This is a genomic window from Enterobacter sp. FUJ80071 (genome assembly GCF_038739915.1).
Classification (GTDB): domain Bacteria; phylum Pseudomonadota; class Gammaproteobacteria; order Enterobacterales; family Enterobacteriaceae; genus Enterobacter; species Enterobacter kobei.
This window is the reverse complement of sequence record NZ_JBBXKH010000001.1, coordinates 1,670,894-1,695,605: the sequence shown is the minus strand read 5'-3', so window position 1 is coordinate 1,695,605 and position 24,712 is coordinate 1,670,894. Positions and strand designations below refer to the sequence as shown.

29 protein-coding genes, 1 pseudogene and 1 riboswitch are annotated in these 24,712 nt (G+C 59.5%); of the genes and pseudogenes, 14 read left to right on the top strand and 16 right to left on the bottom strand.

Annotated features, from left to right (window positions below):
- Nucleotides 1-112: 112 nt before the first annotated feature.
- Genes rutA through rutG form a run of 7 tightly spaced genes read left to right on the top strand, consistent with a single transcriptional unit; the run spans nt 113 to nt 5,547 of the window.
- Nucleotides 113-1,204 carry a pyrimidine utilization protein A gene (gene rutA / locus AAER43_RS08065; protein WP_014883311.1) on the top strand — a complete coding sequence of 364 codons (1,092 nt, stop codon included), beginning with the start codon at nt 113-115 and terminating at the stop codon, nt 1,202-1,204.
- The gene (gene rutB / locus AAER43_RS08060; protein WP_057057643.1) at nt 1,204-1,893 is read left to right on the top strand and encodes a pyrimidine utilization protein B; all 690 of its coding nucleotides are present in this window, start codon (nt 1,204-1,206) and stop codon (nt 1,891-1,893) included. Before rutA ends, rutB begins: the two co-directional genes overlap by 1 nt.
- Before the next feature lie 11 nt (nt 1,894-1,904).
- Complete coding sequence (rutC, locus tag AAER43_RS08055; RefSeq protein WP_014883309.1) at nt 1,905-2,291, top strand: pyrimidine utilization protein C; 387 nt, start codon at nt 1,905-1,907, stop codon at nt 2,289-2,291.
- Nucleotides 2,292-2,298: 7 nt separating this feature from the next.
- The gene (gene rutD, locus AAER43_RS08050) at nt 2,299-3,099 is read left to right on the top strand and encodes a pyrimidine utilization protein D (protein WP_014883308.1); all 801 of its coding nucleotides are present in this window, start codon (nt 2,299-2,301) and stop codon (nt 3,097-3,099) included.
- 9 nt (nt 3,100-3,108) lie between these two features.
- Complete coding sequence (locus tag AAER43_RS08045; RefSeq protein ID WP_014883307.1) at nt 3,109-3,699, top strand: malonic semialdehyde reductase; 591 nt, start codon at nt 3,109-3,111, stop codon at nt 3,697-3,699.
- Nucleotides 3,700-3,708: 9 nt separating this feature from the next.
- Nucleotides 3,709-4,203: an NADH-dependent FMN reductase RutF gene (rutF, locus tag AAER43_RS08040; protein ID WP_023332659.1), complete on the top strand. Its 495-nt coding sequence runs from the start codon at nt 3,709-3,711 to the stop codon at nt 4,201-4,203.
- Between the two features lie 21 nt (nt 4,204-4,224).
- Nucleotides 4,225-5,547, top strand: a complete 1,323-nt coding sequence (gene rutG, locus AAER43_RS08035; RefSeq protein WP_014883305.1) for a pyrimidine utilization transport protein G — start codon at nt 4,225-4,227, stop codon at nt 5,545-5,547.
- Nucleotides 5,548-5,620: 73 nt separating this feature from the next.
- Here the strand turns inward: rutG and AAER43_RS08030 are convergent, their stop codons facing one another.
- From AAER43_RS08030 to AAER43_RS08015, 4 genes are all read right to left on the bottom strand, one after another.
- Entirely contained in the window at nt 5,621-6,145 is a 525-nt protein-coding gene (locus tag AAER43_RS08030; RefSeq protein ID WP_173674980.1) for a GNAT family N-acetyltransferase, read from the bottom strand.
- 3 nt (nt 6,146-6,148) lie between these two features.
- Nucleotides 6,149-6,418, bottom strand: a complete 270-nt coding sequence (locus AAER43_RS08025; protein WP_014883303.1) for a DUF1778 domain-containing protein — start codon at nt 6,416-6,418, stop codon at nt 6,149-6,151.
- Nucleotides 6,419-6,479: 61 nt separating this feature from the next.
- Nucleotides 6,480-7,397, bottom strand: a complete 918-nt coding sequence (locus tag AAER43_RS08020) for a DMT family transporter (RefSeq protein ID WP_047028038.1) — start codon at nt 7,395-7,397, stop codon at nt 6,480-6,482.
- A gap of 116 nt (nt 7,398-7,513) precedes the next feature.
- Entirely contained in the window at nt 7,514-7,684 is a 171-nt protein-coding gene (locus AAER43_RS08015; protein WP_023332656.1) for a general stress protein, read from the bottom strand.
- A 391-nt stretch (nt 7,685-8,075) separates the two neighbouring features.
- Between AAER43_RS08015 and wrbA the strand changes: the two genes are divergently transcribed.
- Both wrbA and AAER43_RS08005 read left to right on the top strand, forming a co-directional pair.
- On the top strand, nt 8,076-8,672 hold the full coding sequence (wrbA, locus tag AAER43_RS08010) for an NAD(P)H:quinone oxidoreductase (RefSeq protein ID WP_014883301.1): 597 nt from the start codon (nt 8,076-8,078) through the stop codon (nt 8,670-8,672).
- An 18-nt stretch (nt 8,673-8,690) separates the two neighbouring features.
- Nucleotides 8,691-8,918 (top strand): YccJ family protein, encoded by a 228-nt coding sequence (locus AAER43_RS08005; protein ID WP_014883300.1) that lies wholly within the window; start codon nt 8,691-8,693, stop codon nt 8,916-8,918.
- A 34-nt stretch (nt 8,919-8,952) separates the two neighbouring features.
- On the opposite strand, the gene agp is transcribed toward AAER43_RS08005, so the two are convergent.
- Nucleotides 8,953-10,194, bottom strand: coding sequence for a bifunctional glucose-1-phosphatase/inositol phosphatase (gene agp, locus AAER43_RS08000; protein WP_023337066.1), 1,242 nt, complete (start codon nt 10,192-10,194; stop codon nt 8,953-8,955).
- A 103-nt stretch (nt 10,195-10,297) separates the two neighbouring features.
- Nucleotides 10,298-10,798: a DedA family protein gene (locus AAER43_RS07995; RefSeq protein WP_014883299.1), complete on the bottom strand. Its 501-nt coding sequence runs from the start codon at nt 10,796-10,798 to the stop codon at nt 10,298-10,300.
- 158 nt (nt 10,799-10,956) lie between these two features.
- A riboswitch (M-box (ykoK) riboswitch) is annotated at nt 10,957-11,126 on the top strand.
- A gap of 60 nt (nt 11,127-11,186) precedes the next feature.
- Between AAER43_RS07995 and AAER43_RS07990 the strand changes: the two genes are divergently transcribed.
- Nucleotides 11,187-12,188 (top strand): magnesium transporter, encoded by a 1,002-nt coding sequence (locus tag AAER43_RS07990; protein WP_050862042.1) that lies wholly within the window; start codon nt 11,187-11,189, stop codon nt 12,186-12,188.
- Here AAER43_RS07990 and hpxK read toward each other — a convergent pair.
- The 7 genes from hpxK to hpxU all read right to left on the bottom strand — a co-directional run bounded on the left by hpxK (nt 12,154) and on the right by hpxU (nt 18,526).
- The gene (hpxK, locus tag AAER43_RS07985) at nt 12,154-13,416 is read right to left on the bottom strand and encodes an allantoate amidohydrolase (protein WP_050862043.1); all 1,263 of its coding nucleotides are present in this window, start codon (nt 13,414-13,416) and stop codon (nt 12,154-12,156) included. The genes AAER43_RS07990 and hpxK overlap by 35 nt on opposite strands.
- The gene (locus tag AAER43_RS07980) at nt 13,413-14,654 is read right to left on the bottom strand and encodes an alanine--glyoxylate aminotransferase family protein (RefSeq protein ID WP_032637023.1); all 1,242 of its coding nucleotides are present in this window, start codon (nt 14,652-14,654) and stop codon (nt 13,413-13,415) included. The genes hpxK and AAER43_RS07980 overlap by 4 nt, the downstream gene beginning before the upstream one ends.
- Before the next feature lie 13 nt (nt 14,655-14,667).
- Complete coding sequence (locus AAER43_RS07975) at nt 14,668-15,405, bottom strand: amino acid ABC transporter ATP-binding protein (protein ID WP_008499843.1); 738 nt, start codon at nt 15,403-15,405, stop codon at nt 14,668-14,670.
- Nucleotides 15,386-16,042: an amino acid ABC transporter permease gene (locus AAER43_RS07970; RefSeq protein ID WP_014883296.1), complete on the bottom strand. Its 657-nt coding sequence runs from the start codon at nt 16,040-16,042 to the stop codon at nt 15,386-15,388. Before AAER43_RS07970 ends, AAER43_RS07975 begins: the two co-directional genes overlap by 20 nt.
- Nucleotides 16,042-16,707 (bottom strand): amino acid ABC transporter permease, encoded by a 666-nt coding sequence (locus AAER43_RS07965; protein ID WP_342701867.1) that lies wholly within the window; start codon nt 16,705-16,707, stop codon nt 16,042-16,044. Before AAER43_RS07965 ends, AAER43_RS07970 begins: the two co-directional genes overlap by 1 nt.
- Before the next feature lie 4 nt (nt 16,708-16,711).
- Complete coding sequence (locus AAER43_RS07960; RefSeq protein WP_057057642.1) at nt 16,712-17,494, bottom strand: transporter substrate-binding domain-containing protein; 783 nt, start codon at nt 17,492-17,494, stop codon at nt 16,712-16,714.
- 192 nt (nt 17,495-17,686) lie between these two features.
- Nucleotides 17,687-18,526: a MurR/RpiR family transcriptional regulator HpxU gene (gene hpxU / locus AAER43_RS07955; RefSeq protein ID WP_014883293.1), complete on the bottom strand. Its 840-nt coding sequence runs from the start codon at nt 18,524-18,526 to the stop codon at nt 17,687-17,689.
- 144 nt (nt 18,527-18,670) lie between these two features.
- On the opposite strand from hpxU, the gene hpxW reads away from it, so the two are divergent.
- The 4 genes from hpxW to hpxZ are packed head-to-tail and all read left to right on the top strand — an operon-like array spanning nt 18,671 to nt 22,230.
- Nucleotides 18,671-20,254, top strand: a complete 1,584-nt coding sequence (gene hpxW, locus AAER43_RS07950; protein WP_057057641.1) for an oxamate amidohydrolase — start codon at nt 18,671-18,673, stop codon at nt 20,252-20,254.
- Between the two features lie 10 nt (nt 20,255-20,264).
- Nucleotides 20,265-20,453, top strand: coding sequence for an oxalurate catabolism protein HpxX (gene hpxX, locus AAER43_RS07945; protein ID WP_023332649.1), 189 nt, complete (start codon nt 20,265-20,267; stop codon nt 20,451-20,453).
- A complete protein-coding gene (locus tag AAER43_RS07940; RefSeq protein ID WP_047366069.1) occupies nt 20,450-21,847 on the top strand; it encodes an AtzE family amidohydrolase in 1,398 nt (465 codons plus the stop codon). Before hpxX ends, AAER43_RS07940 begins: the two co-directional genes overlap by 4 nt.
- Nucleotides 21,844-22,230 carry an oxalurate catabolism protein HpxZ gene (gene hpxZ, locus AAER43_RS07935; RefSeq protein WP_032637027.1) on the top strand — a complete coding sequence of 129 codons (387 nt, stop codon included), beginning with the start codon at nt 21,844-21,846 and terminating at the stop codon, nt 22,228-22,230. The genes AAER43_RS07940 and hpxZ overlap by 4 nt, the downstream gene beginning before the upstream one ends.
- 69 nt (nt 22,231-22,299) lie before the next feature.
- Here the strand turns inward: hpxZ and puuE are convergent, their stop codons facing one another.
- From puuE to AAER43_RS07920, 3 genes and pseudogenes are all read right to left on the bottom strand, one after another.
- Nucleotides 22,300-23,199 carry an allantoinase PuuE gene (gene puuE, locus AAER43_RS07930; protein WP_224955212.1) on the bottom strand — a complete coding sequence of 300 codons (900 nt, stop codon included), beginning with the start codon at nt 23,197-23,199 and terminating at the stop codon, nt 22,300-22,302.
- Nucleotides 23,120-23,991: pseudogene (locus tag AAER43_RS07925) on the bottom strand (aspartate/glutamate racemase family protein); the annotation flags it as partial. The pseudogene AAER43_RS07925 and the gene puuE, both read right to left, overlap by 80 nt.
- Nucleotides 23,991-24,707, bottom strand: coding sequence for a GntR family transcriptional regulator (locus AAER43_RS07920; protein WP_014883286.1), 717 nt, complete (start codon nt 24,705-24,707; stop codon nt 23,991-23,993). The pseudogene AAER43_RS07925 and the gene AAER43_RS07920, both read right to left, overlap by 1 nt.
- Nucleotides 24,708-24,712: the final 5 nt, after the last annotated feature.

Genomic DNA, 24,712 nt, shown 5'->3' with positions numbered 1-24,712 from the left:
CGCATCAATACGCCAACCTTCGATTAACACATTAATAACAAAGTCATTTTCAAAACTGGCACTCCCTTTGCAAAAACGCCAGTATCTGCAACGTAGTGAAGAGAGGTTCGTGATGAAAATTGGCGTATTTGTACCTATCGGCAACAACGGCTGGCTTATCTCGACCACTGCCCCGCAATACATGCCGACCTTTGAGCTGAATAAGGCCATCGTGCAAAAAGCGGAGCACTACCATTTCGACTTTGCGCTTTCGATGATCAAGCTGCGCGGCTTTGGCGGCAAAACCGAATTCTGGGATCACAACCTGGAGTCCTTCACCCTGATGGCAGGACTGGCCGCGGTCACCTCGCGGATTCAGATCTACGCTACCGCCGCCACGCTCACCCTGCCACCGGCGATCGTCGCGCGCATGGCCTCAACCATCGACTCGATCTCCGGAGGACGCTTTGGCGTGAACCTGGTGACCGGCTGGCAAAAGCCGGAGTACGAGCAGATGGGGCTCTGGCCGGGTGACGATTACTTCTCGCGTCGCTACGACTACCTGACCGAATACGTGCAGGTCCTGCGCGATCTCTGGGGCACCGGCAAAAGCGATTTCAAAGGTGACTTCTTCACCATGAACGACTGCCGCGTCAGCCCGCAACCGTCGGTGCCGATGAAGGTGATCTGCGCCGGGCAGAGCGACGCGGGGATGGAATTCTCCGCCAAATACGCCGACTTTAACTTCTGCTTCGGGAAAGGCGTTAACACCCCTGCCGCTTTCGCCCCCACCGCGGCGCGCATGAAAGAGGCTGCCGACAAAACCGGGCGCGACGTGGGCTCCTACGTGCTGTTTATGGTGATTGCCGACGAAACCGACGAGGCCGCACGCGCGAAATGGGAGTGTTACAAGGACGGTGCTGACGAGGAGGCCCTGAGCTGGCTTACCGAGCAGAGCCAGAAAGATACCCGTTCCGGCGCAGACACCAACGTCCGCCAGATGGCTGACCCCACCTCCGCCGTCAATATCAATATGGGCACGCTGGTTGGATCCTATGCCAGCGTTGCCAGAATGCTCGACGAAGTCGCCGCCGTACCCGGCGCAGAGGGCGTTCTGCTGACCTTCGATGATTTCCTCACCGGTGTGGAAACCTTCGGCGAGCGCATCCAGCCGCTGATGCAATGCCGCGCCCACATTCCTGCCGTCACGAAGGAGGTTGCGTAATGACGACCTTAAACGCTCGCCCGGAAGCCATCACCTTTGCGCCGCAGCAGAGCGCGCTGATCGTGGTGGACATGCAAAACGCCTACGCCAGTAAAGGGGGTTATCTGGATCTGGCGGGGTTCGACGTCTCCGCCACGCAGCCGGTCATTGCGAACATCAACACCGCCGTCAGCGCCGCACGGGAAGCCGGCATGCTCATCGTCTGGTTCCAGAACGGCTGGGACGACCAGTACGTGGAGGCCGGTGGCCCCGGCTCGCCCAACTTCCACAAGTCCAACGCCCTGAAAACGATGCGCAAAAACCCTGAACTGCAGGGCAAGCTGCTGGCAAAAGGCGGCTGGGATTATCAGCTGGTGGACGAGCTGGTCCCGCAGGCAGGTGATATTGTCTTGCCCAAACCGCGCTACAGCGGCTTTTTCAACACCCCGCTCGACAGCCTGCTGCGCAGCCGGGGCATTCGTCACCTGGTCTTTACCGGCATCGCCACCAACGTTTGTGTGGAGTCGACCCTGCGCGACGGCTTTTTCCTTGAGTATTTTGGCGTGGTGCTGGAAGACGCGACCCATCAGGCCGGGCCGCAATTCGCGCAGAAAGCGGCCCTGTTCAATATCGAAACCTTTTTTGGCTGGGTGAGTAACGTCGCAGCGTTCTGCGATGCCCTGAATCCGCCGCTCGCCCGTATCGCCTGAGGAGAACGACGATGCCGAAATCCGTGATTATTCCGCCGGGCACCAGCACACCGATTGCCCCGTTTGTCCCCGGAACGCTCGCCGACGGCGTGGTGTATGTCTCCGGTACGCTGCCGTTTGATAAAGACAACAACGTGGTGTTTATCAACGACCCAAAGGCACAAACCCGCCACGTGCTGGAGACGATCAAAAGCGTGATCGAAACGGCGGGTGGCACGATGGAGGATGTGACCTTCAACAGCATCTTTATCACCGACTGGAAAAACTACGCCGCGATTAACGAGATCTACGCCGAGTTCTTCCCCGGCGATAAGCCGGCCCGGTTCTGTATACAGTGCGGGCTGGTGAAGCCTGACGCGCTGGTTGAAATTGCCACCGTTGCGCACATTGCGAAGTGAGGCAGCCATGAAACTCTCCGTCTCACCGCCCCCGTATGAGGGGGCACCCGTGGTAGTCCTCATTGCCGGTCTCGGCGGCAGCGGCAGCTACTGGCTGCCCCAGCTGGCCGCGCTGGAGCCGGAGTATCAGGTGGTGTGCTATGACCAGCGGGGGACGGGTAATAACCGCGATACCCTGCCGGAAGGCTATAGCCTGGCGCAAATGGCGGACGAACTGGCCATAGCGCTGGCTGAAGCCGGAATTGCCCGCTACTGCGTGGTAGGGCATGCGCTGGGCGCGCTGATCGGGCTACAGCTGGCCCTCGACAGACCTGATGCGCTCACCGCGCTGGTGTGCGTCAACGGCTGGCTAACCCTCAACGCCCATACCCGACGCTGTTTTCAGATCCGCGAGCGTTTGCTGCATTCCGGCGGCGCGCAGGCGTGGGTAGAGGCGCAGCCGCTGTTTCTCTACCCGGCAGACTGGATGGCTGCTCGTGCGCCCCGCCTGGAGGCCGAAGAAGCGCTGGCGCTGGCCCATTTCCAGGGCAAAAGCAACCTGCTGCACAGGCTCAGCGCCCTGAAGAAAGCGGATTTCAGCCGCCACGCCGCGCGTATTCATTGTCCGGTACACCTCATCTGTTCCGCCGACGACATGCTGGTGCCCTGTGTCTGCTCGACTGAGCTACAGGCGGCTCTCCCACGCAGCCACAGCGTGGTCATGCGCCAGGGCGGGCATGCCTGCAACGTCACCGAACCGAACACCTTTAACACCCTGCTGCTGAACGGGCTTGCCAGCCTGCTGCACAGTTCTGAACCCGCTTTATAAGGAGCTTTAATGAGCGAAGCCATTAATCCTGCGGCGCGCGAAACGCTATTCACCGGCGCCCGTACCCACAACGGCTGGCAGAATCTGCCCGTCAGCGACGAGACGCTGCGCGAAATCTACGACCTGATGAAATGGGGCCCAACCTCCGCCAACTGCTCCCCGGCGCGAATCGTGTTTGTGCGCAGCGCAGAGGGAAAAGAGAAGCTGCGCCCGGCGCTCTCCAGCGGCAATCTGGAAAAAACGCTCACCGCGCCGGTCACGGCGATTGTTGCCTGGGACAGCGAGTTTTATGAGCGCCTGCCGGAACTGTTCCCGCACGGCGATGCCAGAAGCTGGTTTACCACCAGCCCGGCGCTCGCCGAAGAGACGGCATTTCGCAACAGCTCCATGCAGGCTGCTTACCTGATTTTCGCCTGTCGCGCCCTCGGGCTGGACACCGGCCCGATGTCAGGCTTTGACCGACAAAAGGTCGACGAGGCCTTTTTCACCGGCACGCTGCTTAAAAGCAATCTGCTGATCAACATTGGCTATGGTGATACGAACAAACTTTACGGACGCCTGCCGCGTCTGGCGTTCGAAGATGCCTGCGGGCTGGCGTAAGGAGCAATCATGACGACACCGGATAAACAAACCTTTCGCGACGCCATGGCCTGCGTCGGCGCGGCAGTCAACATCATCACCACCGACGGCCCGGCGGGAATGGCGGGATTCACTGCCAGCGCGGTGTGCAGCGTCACGGATTCGCCTCCCACCCTGCTGGTATGCCTGAACCGCGGCGCGTCCGTCTGGCCGACGTTTAGCGAAAACCGCACGCTGTGCGTGAACACCCTGAGCGCCGGACAAGAGCCGCTATCCAACCTGTTTGGCGGCAAAACGCCAATGGAGACGCGCTTTGCCGCCGCCCGCTGGCAAACGGGCGATACGGGGTGTCCGCGTCTGGAGGATGCGCTGGCCTCGTTTGACTGCCGCATCAGCCAGGTGGTGAGCGTCGGTACCCACGACATTCTGTTTTGCGACATTGTTTCGATTGTTCGCCACCCCGCGCCGCAAGGGCTGGTGTGGTTTGACCGCGGCTACCACGCGCTTATGCGACCCGCCTGCTAAGGCGCTTTAAGGAGACAGACCATGTTCGGATTTCCCCACTGGCAGTTGAAATCGACCTCCACAGAAGCAGGCGTGGTCGCGCCGGATGAACGACTCCCGCTCGGACAAACGATGGTGATGGGCGTCCAGCATGCAGTCGCGATGTTTGGTGCGACCGTACTCATGCCGATGCTGATGGGGCTTGATCCCAACCTGTCGATTCTGATGTCGGGTATCGGCACCCTGCTGTTCTTTTTTGTCACCGGTGGGCGCGTGCCCAGCTATCTGGGCTCCAGCGCCGCGTTTGTCGGGGTGGTTATCGCCACAACCGGATTTAACGGCCAGGGGATCAACCCTAACCTGAGCGTGGCGCTCGGCGGCATCATCGCCTGCGGCCTGGTCTATACCCTGATTGGTCTGGTGGTGATGAAGATCGGCACGCGCTGGATCGAACGCATGATGCCTCCCGTGGTGACCGGTGCCGTCGTCATGGCGATTGGCCTGAACCTGGCGCCGATCGCAGTGAAAAGCGTCTCCGGCTCGCCGTTTGAAAGCTGGATGGCGGTGATCACCGTGCTGTGTATCGGCCTGGTGGCGGTGTTTACGCGCGGGATGATCCAGCGTCTGCTGATTCTGGTCGGGCTGATTGTCGCCTGTCTGGTTTACGCTCTGCTGGCGAACGTTTTCGGTCTCGGCAAGCCGGTCGATTTTACCCTGCTCCATCAGGCTGCCTGGTTTGGCCTGCCGCAGGTCACTTCCCCCACCTTTAACACCCAGGCAATGATGCTTATCGCACCGGTGGCGGTGATCCTGGTGGCGGAGAACTTAGGTCACCTGAAGGCGGTCGCGGGAATGACCGGCCGCAGTATGGACCCGTACATGGGCCGGGCATTTGTCGGTGACGGTCTGGCAACCATGATCTCCGGCTCCGTGGGCGGCAGCGGCGTCACCACCTATGCCGAAAATATCGGCGTGATGGCGGTGACCAAAGTCTACTCGACGCTGGTCTTCGTCGCGGCAGCGGCGATGGCGATACTGCTTGGTTTCTCTCCGAAGTTCGGCGCGCTGATCCACACCATTCCGTCGCCGGTCATCGGCGGAGCATCGATTGTGGTATTTGGGCTGATCGCCGTGGCTGGCGCGCGAATCTGGGTGCAGCATCGGGTCGATCTGAGCCAGAACAGCAACCTGATTATGGTGGCGGTCACGCTGGTGCTGGGCGCGGGTGATTTCGCCCTGACGCTGGGCGGATTTACGATTGGTGGGATCGGCACGGCAACGTTCGGGGCAATTCTGCTTAACGCCCTGCTGAGCCGCCGTATGGGCGCAGCACCGCAGGGTGAGGTGGTGCATCAGGATTCGTAAAATCTTGACGTCGGGTAATAGTCACACCTTACCCGACCATAATCTTGCGTACTATCAAAAGGCAGTACAACGATCACGCCTGCTCAAAGAGTTGTTCGATAGATTTTGTGGGGAAGAAAAGAGAATGGCTGTTTTCACCTGTCAGCGGAATAAAACCCTGCTTCAGATAGAATCGTTTTGCCTGTTCATTGAGAGCATCAACAAAGATTCCGTGTACCCCTACCGCCTGCGATGCCAGATACACAACGCGCATAGCATGTGCGACGAGCGTTGTTCCCCACTCCTTTCCCTGTAGATCTTTATGCACAGCCAGACGCCCCAGCGTCACACTGGGTACGTTGACATAGGGGATCCGACGCTGCTGGGTCGTAGAAGGAAGCATCGCTTTTTCAAAGCAGCTTCCGGACAACGTGTAATAGCCCAGCACACGCGGATGGTCACGATCTTTAAGCAGGTAACCTCGCAATATCCGTCCCTTGTGCTGACGCACCAGATGTTCCGTCAGGAAGGCATTTAGCGAGGGTTCACCACAATCGAAGCCCCTGAAATCGTAATCACTTCCCTCTGAAAACATTTCGATCGTGAGATTTGCCACGATGCTTCACTCCATGTTTCGAAGACGTTTTGCCGCTCGCTTCAGGCGTTCATTTGGCTCTGGCGGATTGTCGATGGCGTCCATCACCGCATTCCATGATGACTCGTTTAATACGAGACGCCGATGTTGTTCGATGACTTCAGCAGCGCGTTCTGACGCACTGTTCACCATAAACTGGGTGATTGTCTGGTTCGTCATCGCCGCCGCTTCTTCAATCATTGTTTTGTCTTCGTCCGTTAAGCGAAGATCGATACGCTGTTTTTTAAGTGCTGGCATGGTTTACATCACCGTGTACGGTATTTATCCGTACATATCCTGGACTAATCCGCTCCGTTTTTCAATCACAACCTTTTTCTGTCGTCAGATCGCTCACCTCAATCCGGCGTTTTCTGAGCTTCAGCTCGCTCACCAGCACCCCGGCGACAATAAATGCCGCACCGACCAGGGCCAGCAGCGGCAAGCGCTCTCCGGCGAGGCGACCAAAAATCCCCGCCCATACCGGTTCGCCGGTGTAGATCACCGTTGCCCGCGTCGGGGAGACGCTGCGCTGCGCCCAGTTCATGGTGACCTGAATAATGGCGCTGAAGATGCCCAGCCCCAACGCGACCACGATCAGACCGGTAGACATCGGCGGCACGGACTCCCCGGCCGGTACCATCGTCGCAAACGCCACCAGCGAGGCCGTGGCGAGCTGGACCACCGTCACGCGCTTGACGTCCACCTTGCCCGCCCAGGCGCTAATCAGAATAATTTCCGCCGCAATGGCAATCGCCCCGACGAGGGTAATGATCTCGCCCGGTCCCAGTGCCAGCAGGTTATTTTCCGGCCCGGCCAGCAAAATCAGGCCGATAAACGCCAGCACGATGCCGATGCAGGACATCATCCCCGGCAGCCGTCCCAGGCAAAGCCACTGTAGGAGCGGTACCAGCGGCACATACATGGCGGTGATAAATGCCGATTTGCTGCTGGAGATAGTCTGTAATCCCCATGTCTGCAGGCTGTAGCCCATTGCAATCGCCACCCCGATCGCCACCCCGGCCTTCAGCTCTTTAAGGGTTAATCCGCGCAGGGATTTTAGCGATACGAGCGCCACGGCTATCGCCGCCGTCGCAAAGCGCAGACCAACAAAAAAGAACGGATCGCTCAGCGTTACCGCGTACTGGACGGCCAGAAACGTCCCGCCCCAGAACATGGTGATGAGAATAAGGATGGCTTCCTGAGGTTTTACGGAGAATTTAAAGCGTGAGACAGACATGCGACACCAGCAAATGAGAACAATTCTGTAGTGTGCGTCGCCTTTGGTTACAGTTCAATGTTGCAGAAATAAAAAAACCGCCGGGAACGCCCGGCGGCAGGGTTCAGCCTGGCGCGTTACTTATTGCTGCCGTGGCTGTTTTTACCCCCTTTCTTGCCAGCCTCTGATGCGCGCTGAGGGTCATTTTTGAAGTTGCCCCCGCTATGCTGGCCACCTTTACGACCTGCTTCTGATGCTCTTTCACGGTCTTCAGCGAAATTACCTGAACCACCACGATGGTTTGCCATCTCTAACCTCCAGAGTGTGAAACATTAGACATCATATTGCATTCAGTAAAAGAGGATTCTTTCACCTCGCGGCATGAGGACAGTGCCTTTATCTGTGCCGCGTGAAACTAAGCTTAGTGAACTAAGGCTGTCCGGCAAGCCGCTGGTAATATCCTGCAACAGGATCTCAGTCTTTCGGGTGAGATAACGCGGCGGAGATTCATAACTCTTTCTTATCATTTCAAAAAACGGAGGCGAGAAAGTTGTTTCATTTTGCTACAGCACGCTTCCCCAATCATATTGTTATAAATCAAAGAAATGGTGTTCATTTTTGCAGTCTGGCCGTGATGGCATATCTTTAAATGAACGCAGCGATCCGCTGTCAGAAAACACAAACGAGGAGTGATGCAAAATGGCAAAAGTTCTGGTGCTCTATTATTCCATGTATGGACACATTGAAACCATGGCTCACGCAGTCGCAGAAGGTGCAAACAGGGTGGACGGCGTTGAGGTTGTGGTGAAGCGCGTACCGGAAACCATGCAGGCGGAAGCCTTCGCCAAAGCCGGGGGAAAAACACAGAATGCCCCGGTCGCCACGCCTCAGGAGCTGGCAGATTACGATGCGATTATTTTCGGGACGCCAACCCGTTTCGGCAATATGTCCGGCCAGATGCGAACCTTCCTCGATCAGACGGGCGGGCTATGGGCCTCAGGCGCTTTATACGGCAAACTCGCCAGCGTCTTCAGCTCTACCGGCACCGGTGGCGGTCAGGAGCAGACGATTACCTCAACCTGGACTACCCTTGCTCATCATGGGATGGTGATTGTGCCGATTGGCTACGGCGCGCAGGAACTCTTTGATGTTTCTCAGGTACGTGGCGGTACTCCCTACGGTGCAACCACCATTGCCGGCGGCGATGGTTCCCGACAGCCGAGCGACGAAGAGCTCGCCATCGCCCGTTATCAGGGTGAGCATGTCGCGGGCCTCGCCAAAAAACTGAACGGCTAACTCAACAGGAGGACAAGCATGCCAACTCAGGAATCAAAAGCCCACCGCGTGGGTGAATGGGCAAGTTTACGCAATACCTCTCCGGAGATTGCCGAAGCCATTTTTGAAGTCGCGAAATATGACGAGAAACTGGCAGAGCAGATTTGGGAAGAAGGTAGCGACGAAGTGCTGGTTCGCGCCTTCGAAAAGACGGACAAAGACTCGCTCTTCTGGGGCGAACAGACCATCGAACGTAAAAACGTCTAAGCGTTTCCCCCCCGCCTTTGCGGGGGGGTATCCTCTATTTTGCCGCGCTGTTCATCACCGCATTAAACTTATCAACCGGGCAGAAGCCGTTAGCATCCACCGGGCAGCCTTTCAGCTCCAGCGTCACACGCTGCGCGGGGGATTCCAGCGACAGCACGCTGGCGTTTCGCAGCTGCTCTGAGCTCTGGTAGACATACTCAATTTTCATCAGTTCCTGGTTAGCGTTTTTGTCATGCCAGCGCTGGAAGACTATTTTGCCGCCAATTGGCGTGCGCTCGTGCTGATCGTGGAGTTGATACGGTTTGAAATCCAGCGCGGTCAGCAGCGAAGCAATGTTTGAATCATGCCCCACCAGCAGGGTGATTTTAGGCGCTTTCGCCTGATCGGTGACCAGCGCTTTATCAATATATTTCACCAGGGGTTTGGCGACGTTTTGCGCCACCTCGGTGGAGGTAAACAGCGAGTCCTGATAGCCGTTTTTCAGCTTCGACAGCACACGCCACTGCTGGTCAGTCTTGATCTCACCCCAGGCCACCTGGTCAGCCGGGAAACCTTCGTAATATTGCAGCGTGAACGCATCCACCAGCGAGTTACCCACTTTCAGCGGACCTGACACGCCTGGCTCTTTTTCATAGTCGGCACTGAACGTATCTTTCGCGTCCGCCAGCGAGCAGACTTTTTTCTCTTTGCAGGACGGCGAATCGGCGTAGTTCGTCATCTGCTCCAGCAGCTTATAGCTTTCTGAAAGCTGCATTTTCTGCCGCTCGGTCTCCATCGCCTTCAGCGCTTTTTCGCGGAACTCAGGCGAGTTATCGGTAATGACCGGATTAAAGGTGGGATCCATCGTGCCCATTTTTTCCTGATGATGCACAGGCACATCGCACCCCGGGAACGCGCCGGTAATGAAGAATTGTGCGGTCGCAACGGTACGCTGCAGGCTATTGGCATATGCATAAACGGTGTCCGCTGGCGGGCACTCTCCAGTCTTTATCATCCCCTGCTGCGCCAGCCACTCGCGCATGTAATGACCCATATAGACTTCCAGCACGCCGCCTTTGGTGGTGAGCTGACCACCCGGTACCTCCCACTCTGGCCACTGTTTCGGCGTGGACTGCTCCAGCACGCTGCCGTTGTTGGCGAGCGGTGCGCGTAGGTTATGGCGACTCATGATTAAAACTTGCTCCAGCTGATACCCTTCCGGCGTCTCTTGTGCCTGCACGCCAAACGTTGCTGAAATGGAACCGGCGACTGCCAGCGCGAGTAGTGCTTTTCTCATCCCTAATTCCTCACTCGTTTTAAAATGTCGCATTCAGTGTGACAGATTCGTGACAATTTTCCGGGAAGCATTTCTCAATCTGATGAATACCTTACTCGCCGATTCAGACGCTGATGCCAGCGACGATGCCAACATACAGCGCCGCCCACGCGCAGGCAGAAAGCAGGCTGACGGCGTAGACCTTCACGGCGCTTAGCCTGAGCATCCCCGCTGCCAGCGGCACGATATAACGCAATACCGCCAGAAAGCGCGACGTAAACAGCGCAATTTCACCGTTCTTTTGCAGCTGATGCTGCACTCTCAAAAACCTGTCGGCATGCTTAGACGTGAAACGCGTGACCAGCCGGGTGTGTCCCATCAGCTGGCCAACATGGTAATTCAGCACCGATCCCACCGTTGCCCCCATTACCACGGCAAGCCATGCGAGCCCAGGATGCATGCTCCCCTGGCTGACGCCGATGCCCGCCAGCAGCATCACCGAGGCGGGTGGCAGCACGGAGGAGATCAGTACCGTCGATTTACCCAGCGCCATCACGAATAACAACGCAAACAGATGTGCCGGATAGAGCGCAAAATGAGTAAGCAGATGATCAAACCACGCCATTTACCCCATCCTCGTGATGATTTAATCTTTTATTTAAAATGAATAACCTTAAATAAACCCTCAACATCGTATTAATAAAATTCTTCTAAACCGTTCTTAAACATTATTTAAAATCCTGAGCGGTAAAATTAAATATGCGTATTATCCCTCACGTTTTACAACGATCTCGTTATGGCGAGGCTCCTGTACAAATACACGTTATCGCTCTGGTGGGTTCGAGAGAACCGACACAGGGTAAAACAGGCACTGTCGAATCAAGGCTTTGTCAGTATAACTTCCCTTGCGGGATACGGTGTACAGTGCTGAACCCAGGACGTGGGGATCTCCTCTTCGACATGCCCTGTCTTGCTCGCCCCTGAGAGATATTTTTATTCAAAGGGAATTCACTATGCCTTACGCTATTCACAATCAAAACCCGGCATTCAATGACAGCGCCATCGCGCAATATATGAATACCGATTTTATCGTCCTTGATATTGCATTATGCGTGGCGCTGGCGCGCGAGCAATTCTTCGCAAAATTAAAAGACGACGATATTCCATCGCATATTTTTATTGAAGACAATGGCCGCCTGGCGGGCATGATTGCGGTGCGTAAATTGCTGCAAACCGCCGATACGCTACAGCCGGTGAAATCGCTGATGATCTCGCAGTTTTTACAGGTCAAACCGGAGGATAAACGTGCCGATGTTGCCGGCCAGCTGGCGCACGGCGGCGCGGACGTGGTGCCGGTGGTCACCCACGGCAAGCTCGTCGGCTGCCTGACCGAGCGCGAAATCGCCCATCTGCTGGAAGATGACGTCACCGAAGACGCTCAGCTTCAGGGGGCGACGCTGCCGCTGGAGAAGCCCTATCTGGAAACCAGCGCCTTCAGCTTGTGGAAGAAACGCTCCGTCTGGCTGCTGCTGCTGTTTGTCGCGGAAGCCTACACCAGTTCGGTGATCCAGCACTTCGAAGAGGCGCTGGAGTCCGCCATTGCGCTGGCGTTCTTTATTCCGCTGCTGATCGGCACGGGCGGCAACAGCGGAACGCAGATCACCTCCACGCTGGTGCGCGCCATGGCGCTGGGAGAGGTGCATCTTCGCGACGTCGGGCGCGTGCTGCGAAAAGAGATGTCCACTTCGCTGATGATTGCCGTGACGCTCGGGATTGCCGGGTGTATCCGCGCGTGGATGATGGGGATTGGGCTGGAAATCACGCTTATCGTCAGCCTGACGCTGGTGTGCATAACGCTGTGGAGCGCGATTGTGTCGTCCGTGATTCCGATGGTGCTCAAACGCTGCGGCATTGACCCGGCGGTCGTCTCCGCGCCGTTTATCGCGACGCTTATCGACGGTACCGGGCTGATTATCTACTTCAAGATCGCGCAATATACGCTGGGGCTGGAGTAACGCGGTCCGCCAGCTGGATCACCGCTCGCGAAAACGCCTCAATCGCCAGCGCGACATCCTCAGCCACCACCGACTCTGCCGGGTGGTGGCTGACGCCGCCTTTGCAGCGCACAAACAGCATCCCTACCGGCCAGCGTTCCGCGATGGCAATCGCATCATGGCCCGCGCCGCTGGGCAGCGACAGTGAACGCCCCTGCACCGATTCGACGGCCTCCCCTAACACGTTTTGCAGGTGGATATCGCACGGCGTGGCCGCGATGCGGTAAAACTCCTCGGCGCTGAACTGCAGTCCGCGTCGCGACGCGATTGCCTGCGCATTTTCCAGCAATTCGGCCAGCAACCGATCCAGCGGCGCATCCTGCGGACCGCGGATATCCAGCGAGAGATGCACCTCGCCGGGGATCACGTTTACCGCACCGGGCAGGCAGCGCAGCTCCCCGACCGTCGCCACCCGATTGCCGCCCTGCTGCCGGGTGGTATTTTCGATGAGAACCATCCATTCGGCAGCGGCGGCCAGCGCGTCCTTACGATGGTTCATCGGCACGGTTCCCGCGTGCCCGGCTTCGCCGGTGAAACGGCAATTCAGGCGACGCGCGCCGTTGATGGCTTCCACCACGCCGAGCGCGAGACCGTCCTGCTCAAGGCACGGCCCCTGTTCAATGTGCAGCTCCAGGTAGGCGCTGAAATCCTCGGGACGGCGTGCAGCATGCGACACGCGGCCGGGATCGAGCCCCACCTGCACCATTGCCTGTGCCACGCTGATGCCGCTGGCGTCGGTTTTTTCCAGCCAGTCCTGCGGCCAGGTGCCCGTCAGCCCCCGGCTGCCTAACAGCGTAATGCCGAAACGGGTGCCCTCTTCATCGCAAAAACCGACAATCTCAATGGCCTGCGCCAGGTGCAGGCCCTGCTGGTGCAGGCTGTCCACCACTTCAATCGCGGTGAGCACCCCGAGCATACCGTCGTAGCGCCCCGCATTGCGCACGGTATCCAGATGCGAACCGAGCAGCACCGCCTGCGCCCCTTCCTGAGCACCTTCATAGCGTCCACAGATATTGCCCACGCTGTCCTGCCAGACGGTCATCCCCGCCTGGCTCATCCACTGCCCGACCAGCTGGTTGGCCTGCAGATGCTGCGCCGAGAGGTAGACCCGGGTCAGCGCATCCGGCGTTTCGCTGATGGCGGCCAGCGCATCGGCGCGCGCCATCACCCGTTCTGCCGCCGGGCTCATTGCGGCGTCTCGCGGCGATAGTGATCCCACGCGGCCTGCATGGCGGCCCCCTGCGTGGTGGTGAATTTCAGGTAGTTCAGCACCGACTCCAGCGCGCTCAGGGTGGTCATCACGCAATCCTTACGCGCGTTATAACCCATGGTGCCAATGCGCCACACTTTACCGTGCAGCGGGCCAAACGAGGTGCCGATTTCAATCCCGAAATCCTCCAGCATCAGCTTACGCACCTCGTCGCCGTTGACGCCCTGTGGAATCACCACGCCCAGCACGTTATTCATCTTGTGCTTCAGGTCGCCGAAGGTCTCCAGCCCCATCGCCTGAATGCCCTTCAGGAGCGCATCGCCGTGCAGCTTGTGGCGGGCAATGCCGTTATCCAGCCCTTCCTGCAGGATCAGCCGCGCGCATTCGCGGGCGCCAAACAGCGCTGTGGTGGCTTCGGTATGGTGATTCAGCCGTTCCGGCCCCCAGTAGTCCATCACCATGCCAAGATCGAAGTAGTTGGAGTAGATCATCTCCTCGTCGCCGTCGCGGTGGGCGTCGGTGCGAATGCCCGCCTCAACGCACTTGCGACGGCGAATCGCCTCCTCCATCCGCGTACTCAGGGTGACTGGCGAAGTCCCCGATGGCCCGCCGAGACACTTCTGCATCCCGGCCGAGACGGCATCCAGCCCCCAGGCGTCGGTCTCCAGCGCGTTGCCGCCGAGCGACGCGGTGGCGTCGGTGTAAAACAGCACGTCGTAGCGGCGGCAGATAGCGCCAAGCTCCGCGAGCGGCTGCAGCATGGTGGTGGAGGTGTCGCCCTGTACGGTGAGCAGCAGGCGAGGACGAATACGCTTAATTGCATCCTCCACCTGGTCCGGGGTGAACACCTCGCCCCACGGCACCTCGATGGTATGTACCTCCGCCCGACAGCGGCGGGCAATTTCGCACAGCAGGTGACCAAAGCGGCCAAAGACCGGAACCAGCACTTTATCCCCCGGGCGAATGGCGGAAACCAGTATCGCTTCAATTCCCGCCCGGGAGGTACCGTCGACCAGCATCGTCCAGCGATTTTCAGTGCGGAATACGCCGCGATAGAGCGCCATCACCTCGTTCATGTAGTGGGTCATGGCCGGATCGTACTGGCCAATCAGCTGGCTCGACATAGCGCGCAGCACGCGCGGGTCGGCGTTGATCGGCCCCGGCCCCATCAGCAGACGCTGCGGCGGGTTAATTTGCGGAAAATGTGCAATATCCATGAGTCAGTCCTTATCAGTTGAGGCCGCGCACGGAGGAGATGAACTGCTTCAGTTCCGTGGTCTGCGGGTTGGCGAACAGCGTTTTGCTGTCGCCCTGCTCCCATACTTTCCCCTGGTGCATAAACACCACGCGGTCGCCCACTTCGCGGGCAAAATTCATTTCGTGCGTCACGAGAATCAGGGTCATCCCCTCGGCGGCCAGCTGCTCCAGTACCTTGAGCACTTCGCCCACCAGCTCCGGGTCAAGCGCGGAGGTGATCTCGTCACAGAGTAAAACTTTAGGCGACATCGCCAGCGCGCGGGCAATCGCCACGCGCTGCTGCTGGCCGCCGGAGAGGCTCGACGGGTAGTAATCCAGACGATCGCCTAAGCCCACTTTCTCCAGCATGCGCTGCGCCAGCTCCCGGCATTCGGCAGCACTTTTCTTCAGCACCCGACGCGGGGCGAGCATGACGTTTTCCAGCGCCGTCATGTGCGGGAACAGGTTGAAGCTCTGGAACACCATCCCCACCGAGCGGCTGATTTCACGCGCCTGGGAATCCCGGTCGGTAATGGTCATGCCGCCCAGCTTAATGCTGCCGTCCTGATAGCCCTCCAGGCCGTTGATACAGCGCAGCAGCGTGCTTTTTCCCGATCCGCTGCGCCCGATAATGGAGATCACCTGGCCCATGTCGATATCCAGATCGACACCCTTGAGCACGTGGTTATCACCGTAGTACTTCTGCACCTGATTAATGGTGATGAGAGGCATTGAATTTCGTCTCCAGATAGCGGCTGTAGCGCGACAGCGGATAACACAGAATGAAGTAGCCCAGCGCCACCAGCGCAAAGACTTTGAACGGCTGATAGGTCACGTTGGTCAGCATGGTCCCGGCCTTGGTCAGCTCGATAAAGCCGATAATCGACGCCAGTGCGGTACCTTTGATCACCTGCACGGCAAAGCCGACCGTCGGGGCGATGCCGATGCGCAATGCCTGCGGGGCGACCACGCGAAACAGGGTCTGGCCGAAGGTCAGTCCCAGACAGCGCGAGGCTTCCCACTGCCCCTTCGGCAGGGCGCGAATGCTGCCGTACCAGATATCGAGCAGAAATGCGCTGGTGTAAAAGGTTAACGCCAGCGAGGCGGCGGTCCACGGCGAAACGTCGATGCCGAACAGCGCCACGCCAAAGAAGGCCAGGAACAGCTGCATCAGCAGGGGCGTCCCCTGAAACAGCTCGATATAGCCGCGGATAATGCGCTTCACCGTGCGCCCGCCCGTCAGGCGCAGCAGCAGGAGCGGCAGCGTTACCACCGCCCCGCCGACAAACGCCACCAGCGACAGCAGTACCGTCCAGCGTCCGGCCAGCAGCAGGTTGCGAATAATGTCCCAGTCGGTAAAGGTGGTCATCATGCCTGCACCCCCAGCCATTTCCGTCCAGCCGCCATCATCAGCTGGCGCAGGGTAATCGACAGCGCTAAGTAAATACCGGTTGTCACCAGATAGACCTCAAAGCTCAAAAACGTTCTGGACTGGATCAGGTTGGCGGCGAAGGTCAGCTCTTCATACGAGACCTGCGACACCACCGACGAGCCGAGCATCACGATGTTGCACTGGCTCACCAGCGCCGGATAAATGCGCTGCAGCGCGGGCGGCAGCACCACGCGAATAAACGTCTGCAGACGGGTCAGCCCCAGCACGCGCCCGGCCTCCCACTGTCCTTTCGGCGTGACCTGAATGCCCGCGCGGATAATTTCGGTGCTGTACGCGCCCAGGTTCACCACCATCGCCAGCAGCGCCGCCTCCCCCGCCGTCATCTTCAGGCCCAGATTCGGCAGGCCGAAGACGATGAAAAATAGCTGCACCACAAACGGCGTGTTGCGGATAATCTCCACGTAACCGCCCCAGATCCGGCTGTACCACGTTGGGCGTCCGCTGCGGATCGCCGCCCCGAAAATCCCTATCGCCAGCCCGCCGACGGTCGCCATCACCGTCAGTTGGATGGTGACCCACAATCCCGCCAGCAGCGCCGGCCAGTGCGGCCACAGTTCAGAGAAATGAAGTTGCTCAGTCATCGGCTCAGGCGCTAAGGTTTGCCGGCAGTGGGGCCTTCAGCCATTGCTCAGACAGACCGTTCAGCGTGCCGTCCTTAATGCCCTGCTCAATCAGCGCATCCACTTTTGCCTTCAGAGCCGGTTCGTTTTTCTTCAGGCCGATAAAGCACGGTGAATCTTTCAGCATAAAGCTCGGCACCGGGGCCTTATCGGCATTCTGGCGGGAAATCGCCGCCACCACGAGGTTGCCAGTCGCCACGTACTGCACCTGTCCGGAAAGGTATGCAGAGAGCGTGGTGTTATTGTCTTCGTAACGTTTCACGTTGGCATCTTTCGGCGCCAGGCTGGTGAGTACCATGTCCTCCACCGCCCCGCGCGTCACGCCGATAGTTTTTCCGCTCAGCCCGGCGGCATCTTTCAGCTCGGCCCCTTTCGGGCCAAACACGCCAAGGAAGAACGGCGCGTAGGCGCGGCTAAAATCAATCACCTTCTCGCGCTCCGGGTTTTTCCCGAGGCTGGAGATGACCAGATCCACCTTATCGGTTTGCAGATACGGCACACGGTTGGCGCTGGTCACCGGCACGAGCTGCAGCTTGAGCTTCATCTGTTTCGCCAGATAGCGTGCCATGTCAATGTCGTAGCCCTGCGGCTGCAGGTCGGTCCCCACCGAGCCAAACGGCGGGAAGTCCTGCGGCACGGCAATGCGGAGGGTGCCGCGCTTCTCGATATCCTGAAGCTGGTCAGCCTTTGCAGGCAGTTGTGTGAAGAGGCATGCGGCCCCGGCCAGTGCAATCAACAGTTTTTTCATAGTGCTTCCCCGTAACGTTAACATGAAACAAAAGATTCTTTGAATGTGATTTTGCAACTAATGTGCCAGGTGAGGCGAAACGGGGAATATTCTTATAAAGCCTTATAAAACGCGGACGGAGCGAAAAATTGAGGATGTTCACGCCCCGCCACGTTGCACCATTTCAATGCAAAGCACCAGTCTGACGCCCCATTATCGTTGTTCGAGTTCGTCCAGTTGCTGATAAAGGGAAGCAATCTCGTGAATGCGCGGACGGCCTTTATCGAGACTGTCATGCAGGAAGGCATTCGCCAGCAGGTTGATCAGGCTGTTGACCGAGGAATAGCTGTCATAGGCCGAGACGCTGTCCAGCGGGGCGCAGAGCTGCCAGCTCGCCAGCGGAAACAGGCTGTGCGCCTGCGGCTCGCACATCAGCAGCACCGGAATACCGCTACTCTGAAGCTGCTGCATCAGCGGGCGGATAATGCGCGGACGGCGGCGAAAGGCCATCATCACCACCAGATCGTCAGGGGTTAAATCCACCAGTTCTTCGCTCAGGCTCTGGCCTGGCTGAGGGAGCACCAGCACCTGACCCCGCGCCTGCAGCAGCTGCTGGCGCAGGTGGAGCGCCGCGGGATAGGCGTTACGCATGCCAATAATGACAATGCGCCGCGCCTTCACCATGCAGGCCATGGCGTCGGCAAACTGCTGAGCATCGAGAGCATTGACCCACTGGGTCAGGTTCGCCATCTCCTGCTTATAATGGCGCGCCAGTAGCGTGTTGCCCTGCACCGCGTCGCGGTTATCGGTAAGCGGCATCCCGCTCTGACGCAGGGTGCGCAGCTCGTCACGCATCTCTTTATACTTCTCATAGCCCAGACGCTTGAACAGACGGCTCACCGTGGCTTTCGATACCCCGCTCAGCTGCGCCAGCTCGGCACTGTTATAGCTAATAAGGTCGTCAAAATGATCGAAAATAAAATCCGCCACCCGCTGCTCCTGCGGCGACAGTGACGGGTATTGCGCTTTCAGTCGTTCATCAAGCTGTTCCATAACGCCTCTGTAACGTTTGTTTCATCTCATACTCACTATTCATTAAGCATGCCAGCTTCTGCGGCAACTGGCATGAAACTTTTTATTCAGAACTGGAACAGCTTTTGCAGCACCTTGTGACTTTCAGGGTTATGAGGACGCTTCATGCAAAGTAATGTCTCCACACACGGGATGGCTGTTGCCCCCCACCACCTTGCCAGCCAGAGTGCGCTGGCCGTCCTGCGCGAAGGCGGCAGCGCGATAGAAGCCATGGTCGCGGCGGCGGCCACCATTGCCGTAGTTTACCCGCACATGAACGGGCTGGGTGGCGATGGCTTCTGGCTTATCGTGCCGCCGGAAGGGGATCCGATCGCCATTGATGCCAGCGGTGCGGCGGGATCGCGCGCGACGCTCGCGGCCTACGACGGGCTCCCGCATATCCCCCATCGCGGCCCTCAGGCGGCGTTGACCGTTGCCGGCACGGTGAGCGGCTGGGACGAGGCGCTGAAGGTCTCGCGCGAGATGACGGGCAAGGCGCTGCCGCTGTCCCGCCTGCTGGCCGACGCCATTGAGTACGCGCAAAACGGTACCCCGGTCACGGCGTCACAGGCGCATGCCACCGCCAGTAAATTTGACGAGCTAAAGGACGTTCCCGGCTTTGCCGAAACCTGGCTGGTGGACGGCAAGCCACCGCCGGTCGGGAGCCGTTTTTACCAGCCCGCCATGGCCACGACCCTTTCGCGCCTGGTGGAAGACGGTCTGGACAGTTTTTATCGCGGCCCGCTGGCGGAGGTGCTGGCGCAGGGTATGGAGACGCTGGGCCTGCCGGTCACGCTGGCCGATCTACACGCCCACGTCGCCCGGCGCACCACGCCGCTGAAGTTGCAGCATCAGCAGGGAGAAATTTATAACCACGCCCCGCCGACGCAGGGGCTGGTGTCGCTGGCGATACTCGGCATCACAGACCGCCTGAATATGGCGGAGGCTGACGATGCGGGAACGATTCACCGTATTGTTGAAGCCACCAAGCTGGCCTTTGGCCTGCGCGATGCGCACATTACCGATCCGCGCGAGCTGAAAACGGATATTCAGGCACTGCTGGCACCCACCGCCCTTCAGGCGCTTGCCGACAGGGTTGACGACAGCCGTGCCGCATCGTGGGGCACCGGCAAAGGTCCCGGCGATACGGTGTGGATGGGCGTGATGGATAACAGCGGGCTTGCCGTGTCGTTTATCCAGAGTATTTATCACGAATTTGGCAGCGGCGTGGTACTTCCCGATACCGGCATCGTCTGGCAGAACCGGGGCGCATCGTTCAGTCTCGACCCCAGTCATCTTCTGGCCCTCGCGCCGGGCAAACAGCCTTTCCACACCCTGAACCCGGCGGCGGCGCGCCTTAAGGACGGGCGCGTGATGGTCTATGGCTCGATGGGCGGCGACGGACAGCCGCAAACCCAGGCCACTCTGTTTACCCGCTATGTGGTCCAGGGTGCGCCCCTGCAGGAGAGCATCGCTCGCCCGCGCTGGCTGCTGGGGCGTACCTGGGGACAAACGTCGGACACGTTAAAACTGGAAGGACGCTTTTCGGGTGAGACCGTGTCAGAGCTCAGGGCGCGTGGACACGACGTGGAGATCTTCCCGGACTTCAGTGAAGCCATGGGCCACGCGGGGGCGATTGTGCGCCACCCCAACGGGCTGTTTGAAGGGGCGTTTGATCCGCGCAGCAACGGCGCGGCCGCCGGATTTTGAGGAGAGAATAATGACGACACAACAACCCGACTGGCATGCCTATCTCGCGCAAATGGAGACCGTTCTTGGCGTGACGCTGGATGATGCCCGCCGCGCCGAGCTACAGGTACAGTTCAGCCGCATTGCCAGCATGGCCGCTCCATTGATGGCGCTGCCGCTCGATGACCGTCTGGAGATCGCAGGAGTGTATAAAGCATGACTCTACACGAGATGAGTATCAGCGCAATCCAGCAGGCGCTGAGTGCGGGCGAGCTGAGCGCCCATGAGATTGCCCGTCAGACGCTGGAGGCGATTGCGCGCGTGAACCCGCAGATCAACGCCTGGACCACTGTGACGAAAGCGCGCATGCTCGCCGAGGCCGCGAATATCGACACCCTGCGCCGCGAAAAGCGCCCCCTGCCACCGCTGGCGGGCGTGCCCTATGCGGTGAAAAACCTGTTTGACGTTGCCGGGCATACTACCCTCGCCGGGGCCGAGCTGTTCAGCCAGCGCCCTCCCGCGGCCACTGACAGTTTTGCCGTACGTCAGCTGCGTAGCGCGGGCGGGTTACTGACCGGGATGGTGAATATGGATGCCTACGCCTACGGCTTTACCACCGAAAACAGCCACTACGGCGCGACGCATAACCCGCACGACCTGACGCGCATCGCGGGCGGTTCGTCAGGCGGTTCAGCCGCAGCCGTGGCCGCCGGGCTGGTGCATTTTTCGCTCGGCACCGACACCAACGGCTCCATTCGCGTTCCGGCATCCCTGTGCGGGATTTATGGCCTGAAACCCACCTTTGGCCGCCTGTCGCGATCCGGTAGCCATCCGTTTGTGGCGAGTCTGGATCATATCGGGCCCTTTGCCCGCCGCGTGTGCGATCTGGCGTCGGTGTACGACGCGCTGCAGGGGCGCGATACCCGCGACGGTTTTCAGGCAGAACGCTCGCGCGAGGAGACGCGTCCCCTGCTCGAACGCGGTCTGGACGGCCTGCGCTGTGCGGCGCTTGGCGGCTACTTCACCACCTGGTGCGACACGGAGGCCCGGGACGCCGTAGCGCGGGTGGCGAAGGCCCTCGACGTGCAGGAGGAGCTGCAGTTCCCCGACGCCGGGCTGGCGCGCTCCGCGGCGTTTATCACCAGCGCCTCGGAAGGGGGTAACCAGTACCTGCCCGCGCTTCGCCGCGAGCCTGAGCGTTTTGAACCCCATTCCCGCGAACGGCTTCTGGCAGGCGCGATGATCCCTTCCGCCTGGTATATTCAGGCCCAGCGGTTTCGCGCTCAGGCGCGTCAGGCGTTCAACGCCTTGTTTGAACAAGCCGATGTCCTGATCGCCCCCGCAACGCCGCGTAGCGCCACGCGGATCGGTGAGCAAACCATGGAGATTAACGGTCAGCCGCTGCCCATTCGCGCCAGCATGGGCATGCTCACTCAACCGATTTCGTTCCTGGGTTTGCCGGTGACCACCGTTCCGCTACGCACCGCCCGGGGTATGCCGATTGGCCTGCAGCTGATTGCCGCGCCGTTTAACGAGCAGGCCTGCCTGCGCGTCGCGCGCGTGCTGGAAGAGAGTGGCATCACCGATGCCCGCCCGGCGGAGGTGGCGGCATGATCAATCACGATGACATTAACCTGCCGTGGGTGGTAGCCGAAGTGACGGCGGCGTTTTACCGCTATGAAGATGCGCTGGTGAGCAACAACATTACCGTGCTGGATGAACTGTTCTGGCACGACAAAAACACGGTGCGTCTGGGGGCAGGTGAAAACCTGTACGGCATTGATGAAATCCGCGCCTTTCGTGCGGCGCGCCCGTCAGCCGGGCTGGCGCGAATGTTGCGTCACACCGTCATCACCACCTTCGGGGAGAATTATGCCGTGTGCAGCACCGAGTTTACCCGTGAAGGTAGCGAACGCATCGGCCGCCAGCAGCAGACATGGGTGCGGTTTGCCTGTGGGTGGCGGATCGTGGCGGCGCAGGTGAGTTTGATGTCATAACGCGACCGGGCAGGCGACGTCCTGTAGGCCGGGTAAGGCGCAGCCGCCACCCGGCAAAACATCGCACAATTATTTCAGAAACGGATGCACCTTCCGCCAGTGGTCGGCAATCTGCTGGCGGGTACAGACCCACACCTGCTCATGCTGCTGCACGTAATCCAGGAACCGCTGCAGCGCGCGAAAACGCCCCGGCCGCCCCAGCAGGCGGCAGTGCATGCCGATAGACATCATTTTCGGCGCGCGTTCCCCCTCCTCGTACAGCACGTCAAAACTGTCCTTCAGATACGTATAAAACTGCTCGGCGGTGTTAAACCCCTGCGCGGTGGCAAAGCGCATATCGTTAGCATCCAGCGTATAGGGCACAATCAGGTGCGGTTTACGGGTCCCGTCGCTACAGGCCACTTCCGTCCAGAAGGGTAAGTCATCGCCATAGTAGTCGCTGTCGTAGTCGAAGCCGCCATGCTCCACGACCAGCTGGCGCGTGTTGGGGCTATCGCGCCCGGTGTACCAGCCTGTGGGCGGTTTGCCAAACAGATCGGTCAGCACGTGCACCGCTTTATGCAGATGCTCGCGCTCCCGGGCGATGTCCATGTGCTGATAGTGGATCCAGCGCCAGCCGTGGCTGACCACGTCATAATCCGCCGCTTTAATCGCTTCGACGATTTCCGGATGACGCGCCAGCGCCATCGCTACGCCAAAGACCGTCAGCGGCAGACCGCGTTTTTGAAATTCAGTGTGGATGCGCCAGAACCCGGCGCGGCTGCCGTATTCGTAGAGCGAGTCCATCGACATGTGCCTGTCCGGATAGCTTGCGGCACCGATGATGTCCGACAGGAACTGCTCGGATCCGGCATCGCCGTGCAGAACGTGGTTTTCCGCTCCTTCCTCGTAATTGAGTACAAACTGCACGGCGATGCGCGCCTGATTCGGCCACCGTGCGTGCGGTGGGTTGCCTGCGTAACCGCGCAGATCGCGCGGGTAATCCTGTTCAAAAGTCCCCATTGCCACCCCCAAAAATTAAAATGGATTCAGTGCCTGAAATTGTCCGCTTAACGCTTTATTTTCCGGGAAGGCCAGATCCCCGTGCTTGCTGGTCGACAGCCCCAGCGCCACCAGCGACTCCACCATCTTCACCGCCGCGCTGACGCCGTCGATAACCGGCACGCGCAGTTCGCGCGTCAGCTCCTGCGCCAGCGTCGCCATGCCGCCGCAGCCCAGCACGATGGCCCCGCAGCCATCCTCTTTCAGCGCCTGTATACAGCGCGCGCGCACCTTTTCCTGCGCCAGACCGCTGCCGTCTTCCAGCGCCAGCACCGGGAGATCGATGGCATGCAGCGCCGCGCAGTGGTCCTGAAAGCCATACTGATGCAGCAGATGGCGGGCGATAATCAACGTGCGCGGCAGCGTGGTGACCACCGAAAAGCGCGTCGCCACCAGCGTCGCCATATGCATGGCGGCTTCAGCAATCCCTACCACCGGCCCCTGGGCCAGCTCGCGCGCCGCCAGCAGACCCGGGTCGCCAAAGCAGGCAATAACGTGACCATCCACGCCCTGCTGTCTGCCGAGTTTGACCTGTTCGAGAACGCCCACGGCAGCAATGGCCTCGTCAAAGTGGCCTTCGATGGACGGCACGCCTGCGGTCGGGCAGACCGCGAGGATTTCCGTTCCCGGTGCAGCCACCGCACGGGCTGCCGCACCGATGGTTTCCGTCATGGCAAGGCTAGTGTTGGGGTTGATCACTTGTATACAGACAGACGACATTACGACTCCTTGTGTCCGGCAAACAGCCGGGCAAAATCAGGCAGACACTCGCCCGCCCGCTCGAAGCAGAGGCTGGCGACGATATGTTCAAAATGGTGCATTAAGGCCTCGCTGAGCGGCTGGAGCGCCTTCTGGCGCAGCAGATCCACCAGCTGTTCGTGATCGTTGCAGCGACAGCCCTGCCGCCACGGCGCGCCCCAGGTGGCAATCACCAGCGATGAACGCTGGCTCAGGCCGGTCACCATCTCCGTCAGCACCTGGTTGCCGGAGATGGCCTGTAGCTGAATGTGAAAATTGGCGGAGTGGCGTATCGCCGCCGGGCCGTCATAGGCCTCGTGCGCCTGCTGCTCCTGACGAATAATGGCCTCCAGTGCTGCCAGATGCGGCGGCTGGCAGTGGGCCAGCACGTCCGGCAGATTAGCGACCTCCAGCAGCGCGCGGGTGCGGAAGATGTGCCGCGCCTCTTCTACCGTCGGGCTGGCGACGTGTGCACCACGTTTGGGCGTTAAGGTGACCATTTGCACAGCGGCGAGTCGTTGCAGCACCTTTCGGATGCCGGTACGGCTCACGCCAAACACCTCGGCCAGCGCCTCTTCCGGCAATTTGCTCCCCGGCAGCAACTGATGTTCGACAATTGCGGTCATCAGCGCCTGAAAGATGGATTCGTCTTTGTCATGCAGGTCTGGCGCGGTCTGCAGGCCATTTACGTTGTTCATTCACC

Coding starts and splice junctions, on each gene's coding strand:
- hpxK (WP_050862043.1), bottom strand. CDS start 13,416: ATGAGCCCGGCGGCAGAACGGGTGATGGCGCGCGCCGATGCGCTGGCC.
- rutG (WP_014883305.1), top strand. CDS start 4,225: ATGTTCGGATTTCCCCACTGGCAGTTGAAATCGACCTCCACAGAAGCA.
- AAER43_RS07975 (WP_008499843.1), bottom strand. CDS start 15,405: ATGCCTCTCATCACCATTAATCAGGTGCAGAAGTACTACGGTGATAAC.
- AAER43_RS07940 (WP_047366069.1), top strand. CDS start 20,450: ATGACTCTACACGAGATGAGTATCAGCGCAATCCAGCAGGCGCTGAGT.
- wrbA (WP_014883301.1), top strand. CDS start 8,076: ATGGCAAAAGTTCTGGTGCTCTATTATTCCATGTATGGACACATTGAA.
- AAER43_RS07980 (WP_032637023.1), bottom strand. CDS start 14,654: ATGGATATTGCACATTTTCCGCAAATTAACCCGCCGCAGCGTCTGCTG.
- rutF (WP_023332659.1), top strand. CDS start 3,709: ATGACGACACCGGATAAACAAACCTTTCGCGACGCCATGGCCTGCGTC.
- AAER43_RS07920 (WP_014883286.1), bottom strand. CDS start 24,707: ATGAACAACGTAAATGGCCTGCAGACCGCGCCAGACCTGCATGACAAA.
- rutC (WP_014883309.1), top strand. CDS start 1,905: ATGCCGAAATCCGTGATTATTCCGCCGGGCACCAGCACACCGATTGCC.
- AAER43_RS07960 (WP_057057642.1), bottom strand. CDS start 17,494: ATGAAAAAACTGTTGATTGCACTGGCCGGGGCCGCATGCCTCTTCACA.
- hpxX (WP_023332649.1), top strand. CDS start 20,265: ATGACGACACAACAACCCGACTGGCATGCCTATCTCGCGCAAATGGAG.
- agp (WP_023337066.1), bottom strand. CDS start 10,194: ATGAGAAAAGCACTACTCGCGCTGGCAGTCGCCGGTTCCATTTCAGCA.
- rutB (WP_057057643.1), top strand. CDS start 1,204: ATGACGACCTTAAACGCTCGCCCGGAAGCCATCACCTTTGCGCCGCAG.
- hpxZ (WP_032637027.1), top strand. CDS start 21,844: ATGATCAATCACGATGACATTAACCTGCCGTGGGTGGTAGCCGAAGTG.
- AAER43_RS08025 (WP_014883303.1), bottom strand. CDS start 6,418: ATGCCAGCACTTAAAAAACAGCGTATCGATCTTCGCTTAACGGACGAA.
- AAER43_RS08020 (WP_047028038.1), bottom strand. CDS start 7,397: ATGTCTGTCTCACGCTTTAAATTCTCCGTAAAACCTCAGGAAGCCATC.
- AAER43_RS07990 (WP_050862042.1), top strand. CDS start 11,187: ATGCCTTACGCTATTCACAATCAAAACCCGGCATTCAATGACAGCGCC.
- hpxU (WP_014883293.1), bottom strand. CDS start 18,526: ATGGAACAGCTTGATGAACGACTGAAAGCGCAATACCCGTCACTGTCG.
- AAER43_RS07970 (WP_014883296.1), bottom strand. CDS start 16,042: ATGACCACCTTTACCGACTGGGACATTATTCGCAACCTGCTGCTGGCC.
- rutA (WP_014883311.1), top strand. CDS start 113: ATGAAAATTGGCGTATTTGTACCTATCGGCAACAACGGCTGGCTTATC.
- hpxW (WP_057057641.1), top strand. CDS start 18,671: ATGCAAAGTAATGTCTCCACACACGGGATGGCTGTTGCCCCCCACCAC.
- rutD (WP_014883308.1), top strand. CDS start 2,299: ATGAAACTCTCCGTCTCACCGCCCCCGTATGAGGGGGCACCCGTGGTA.
- AAER43_RS07995 (WP_014883299.1), bottom strand. CDS start 10,798: ATGGCGTGGTTTGATCATCTGCTTACTCATTTTGCGCTCTATCCGGCA.
- AAER43_RS08005 (WP_014883300.1), top strand. CDS start 8,691: ATGCCAACTCAGGAATCAAAAGCCCACCGCGTGGGTGAATGGGCAAGT.
- AAER43_RS08015 (WP_023332656.1), bottom strand. CDS start 7,684: ATGGCAAACCATCGTGGTGGTTCAGGTAATTTCGCTGAAGACCGTGAA.
- AAER43_RS07965 (WP_342701867.1), bottom strand. CDS start 16,707: ATGACTGAGCAACTTCATTTCTCTGAACTGTGGCCGCACTGGCCGGCG.
- AAER43_RS08045 (WP_014883307.1), top strand. CDS start 3,109: ATGAGCGAAGCCATTAATCCTGCGGCGCGCGAAACGCTATTCACCGGC.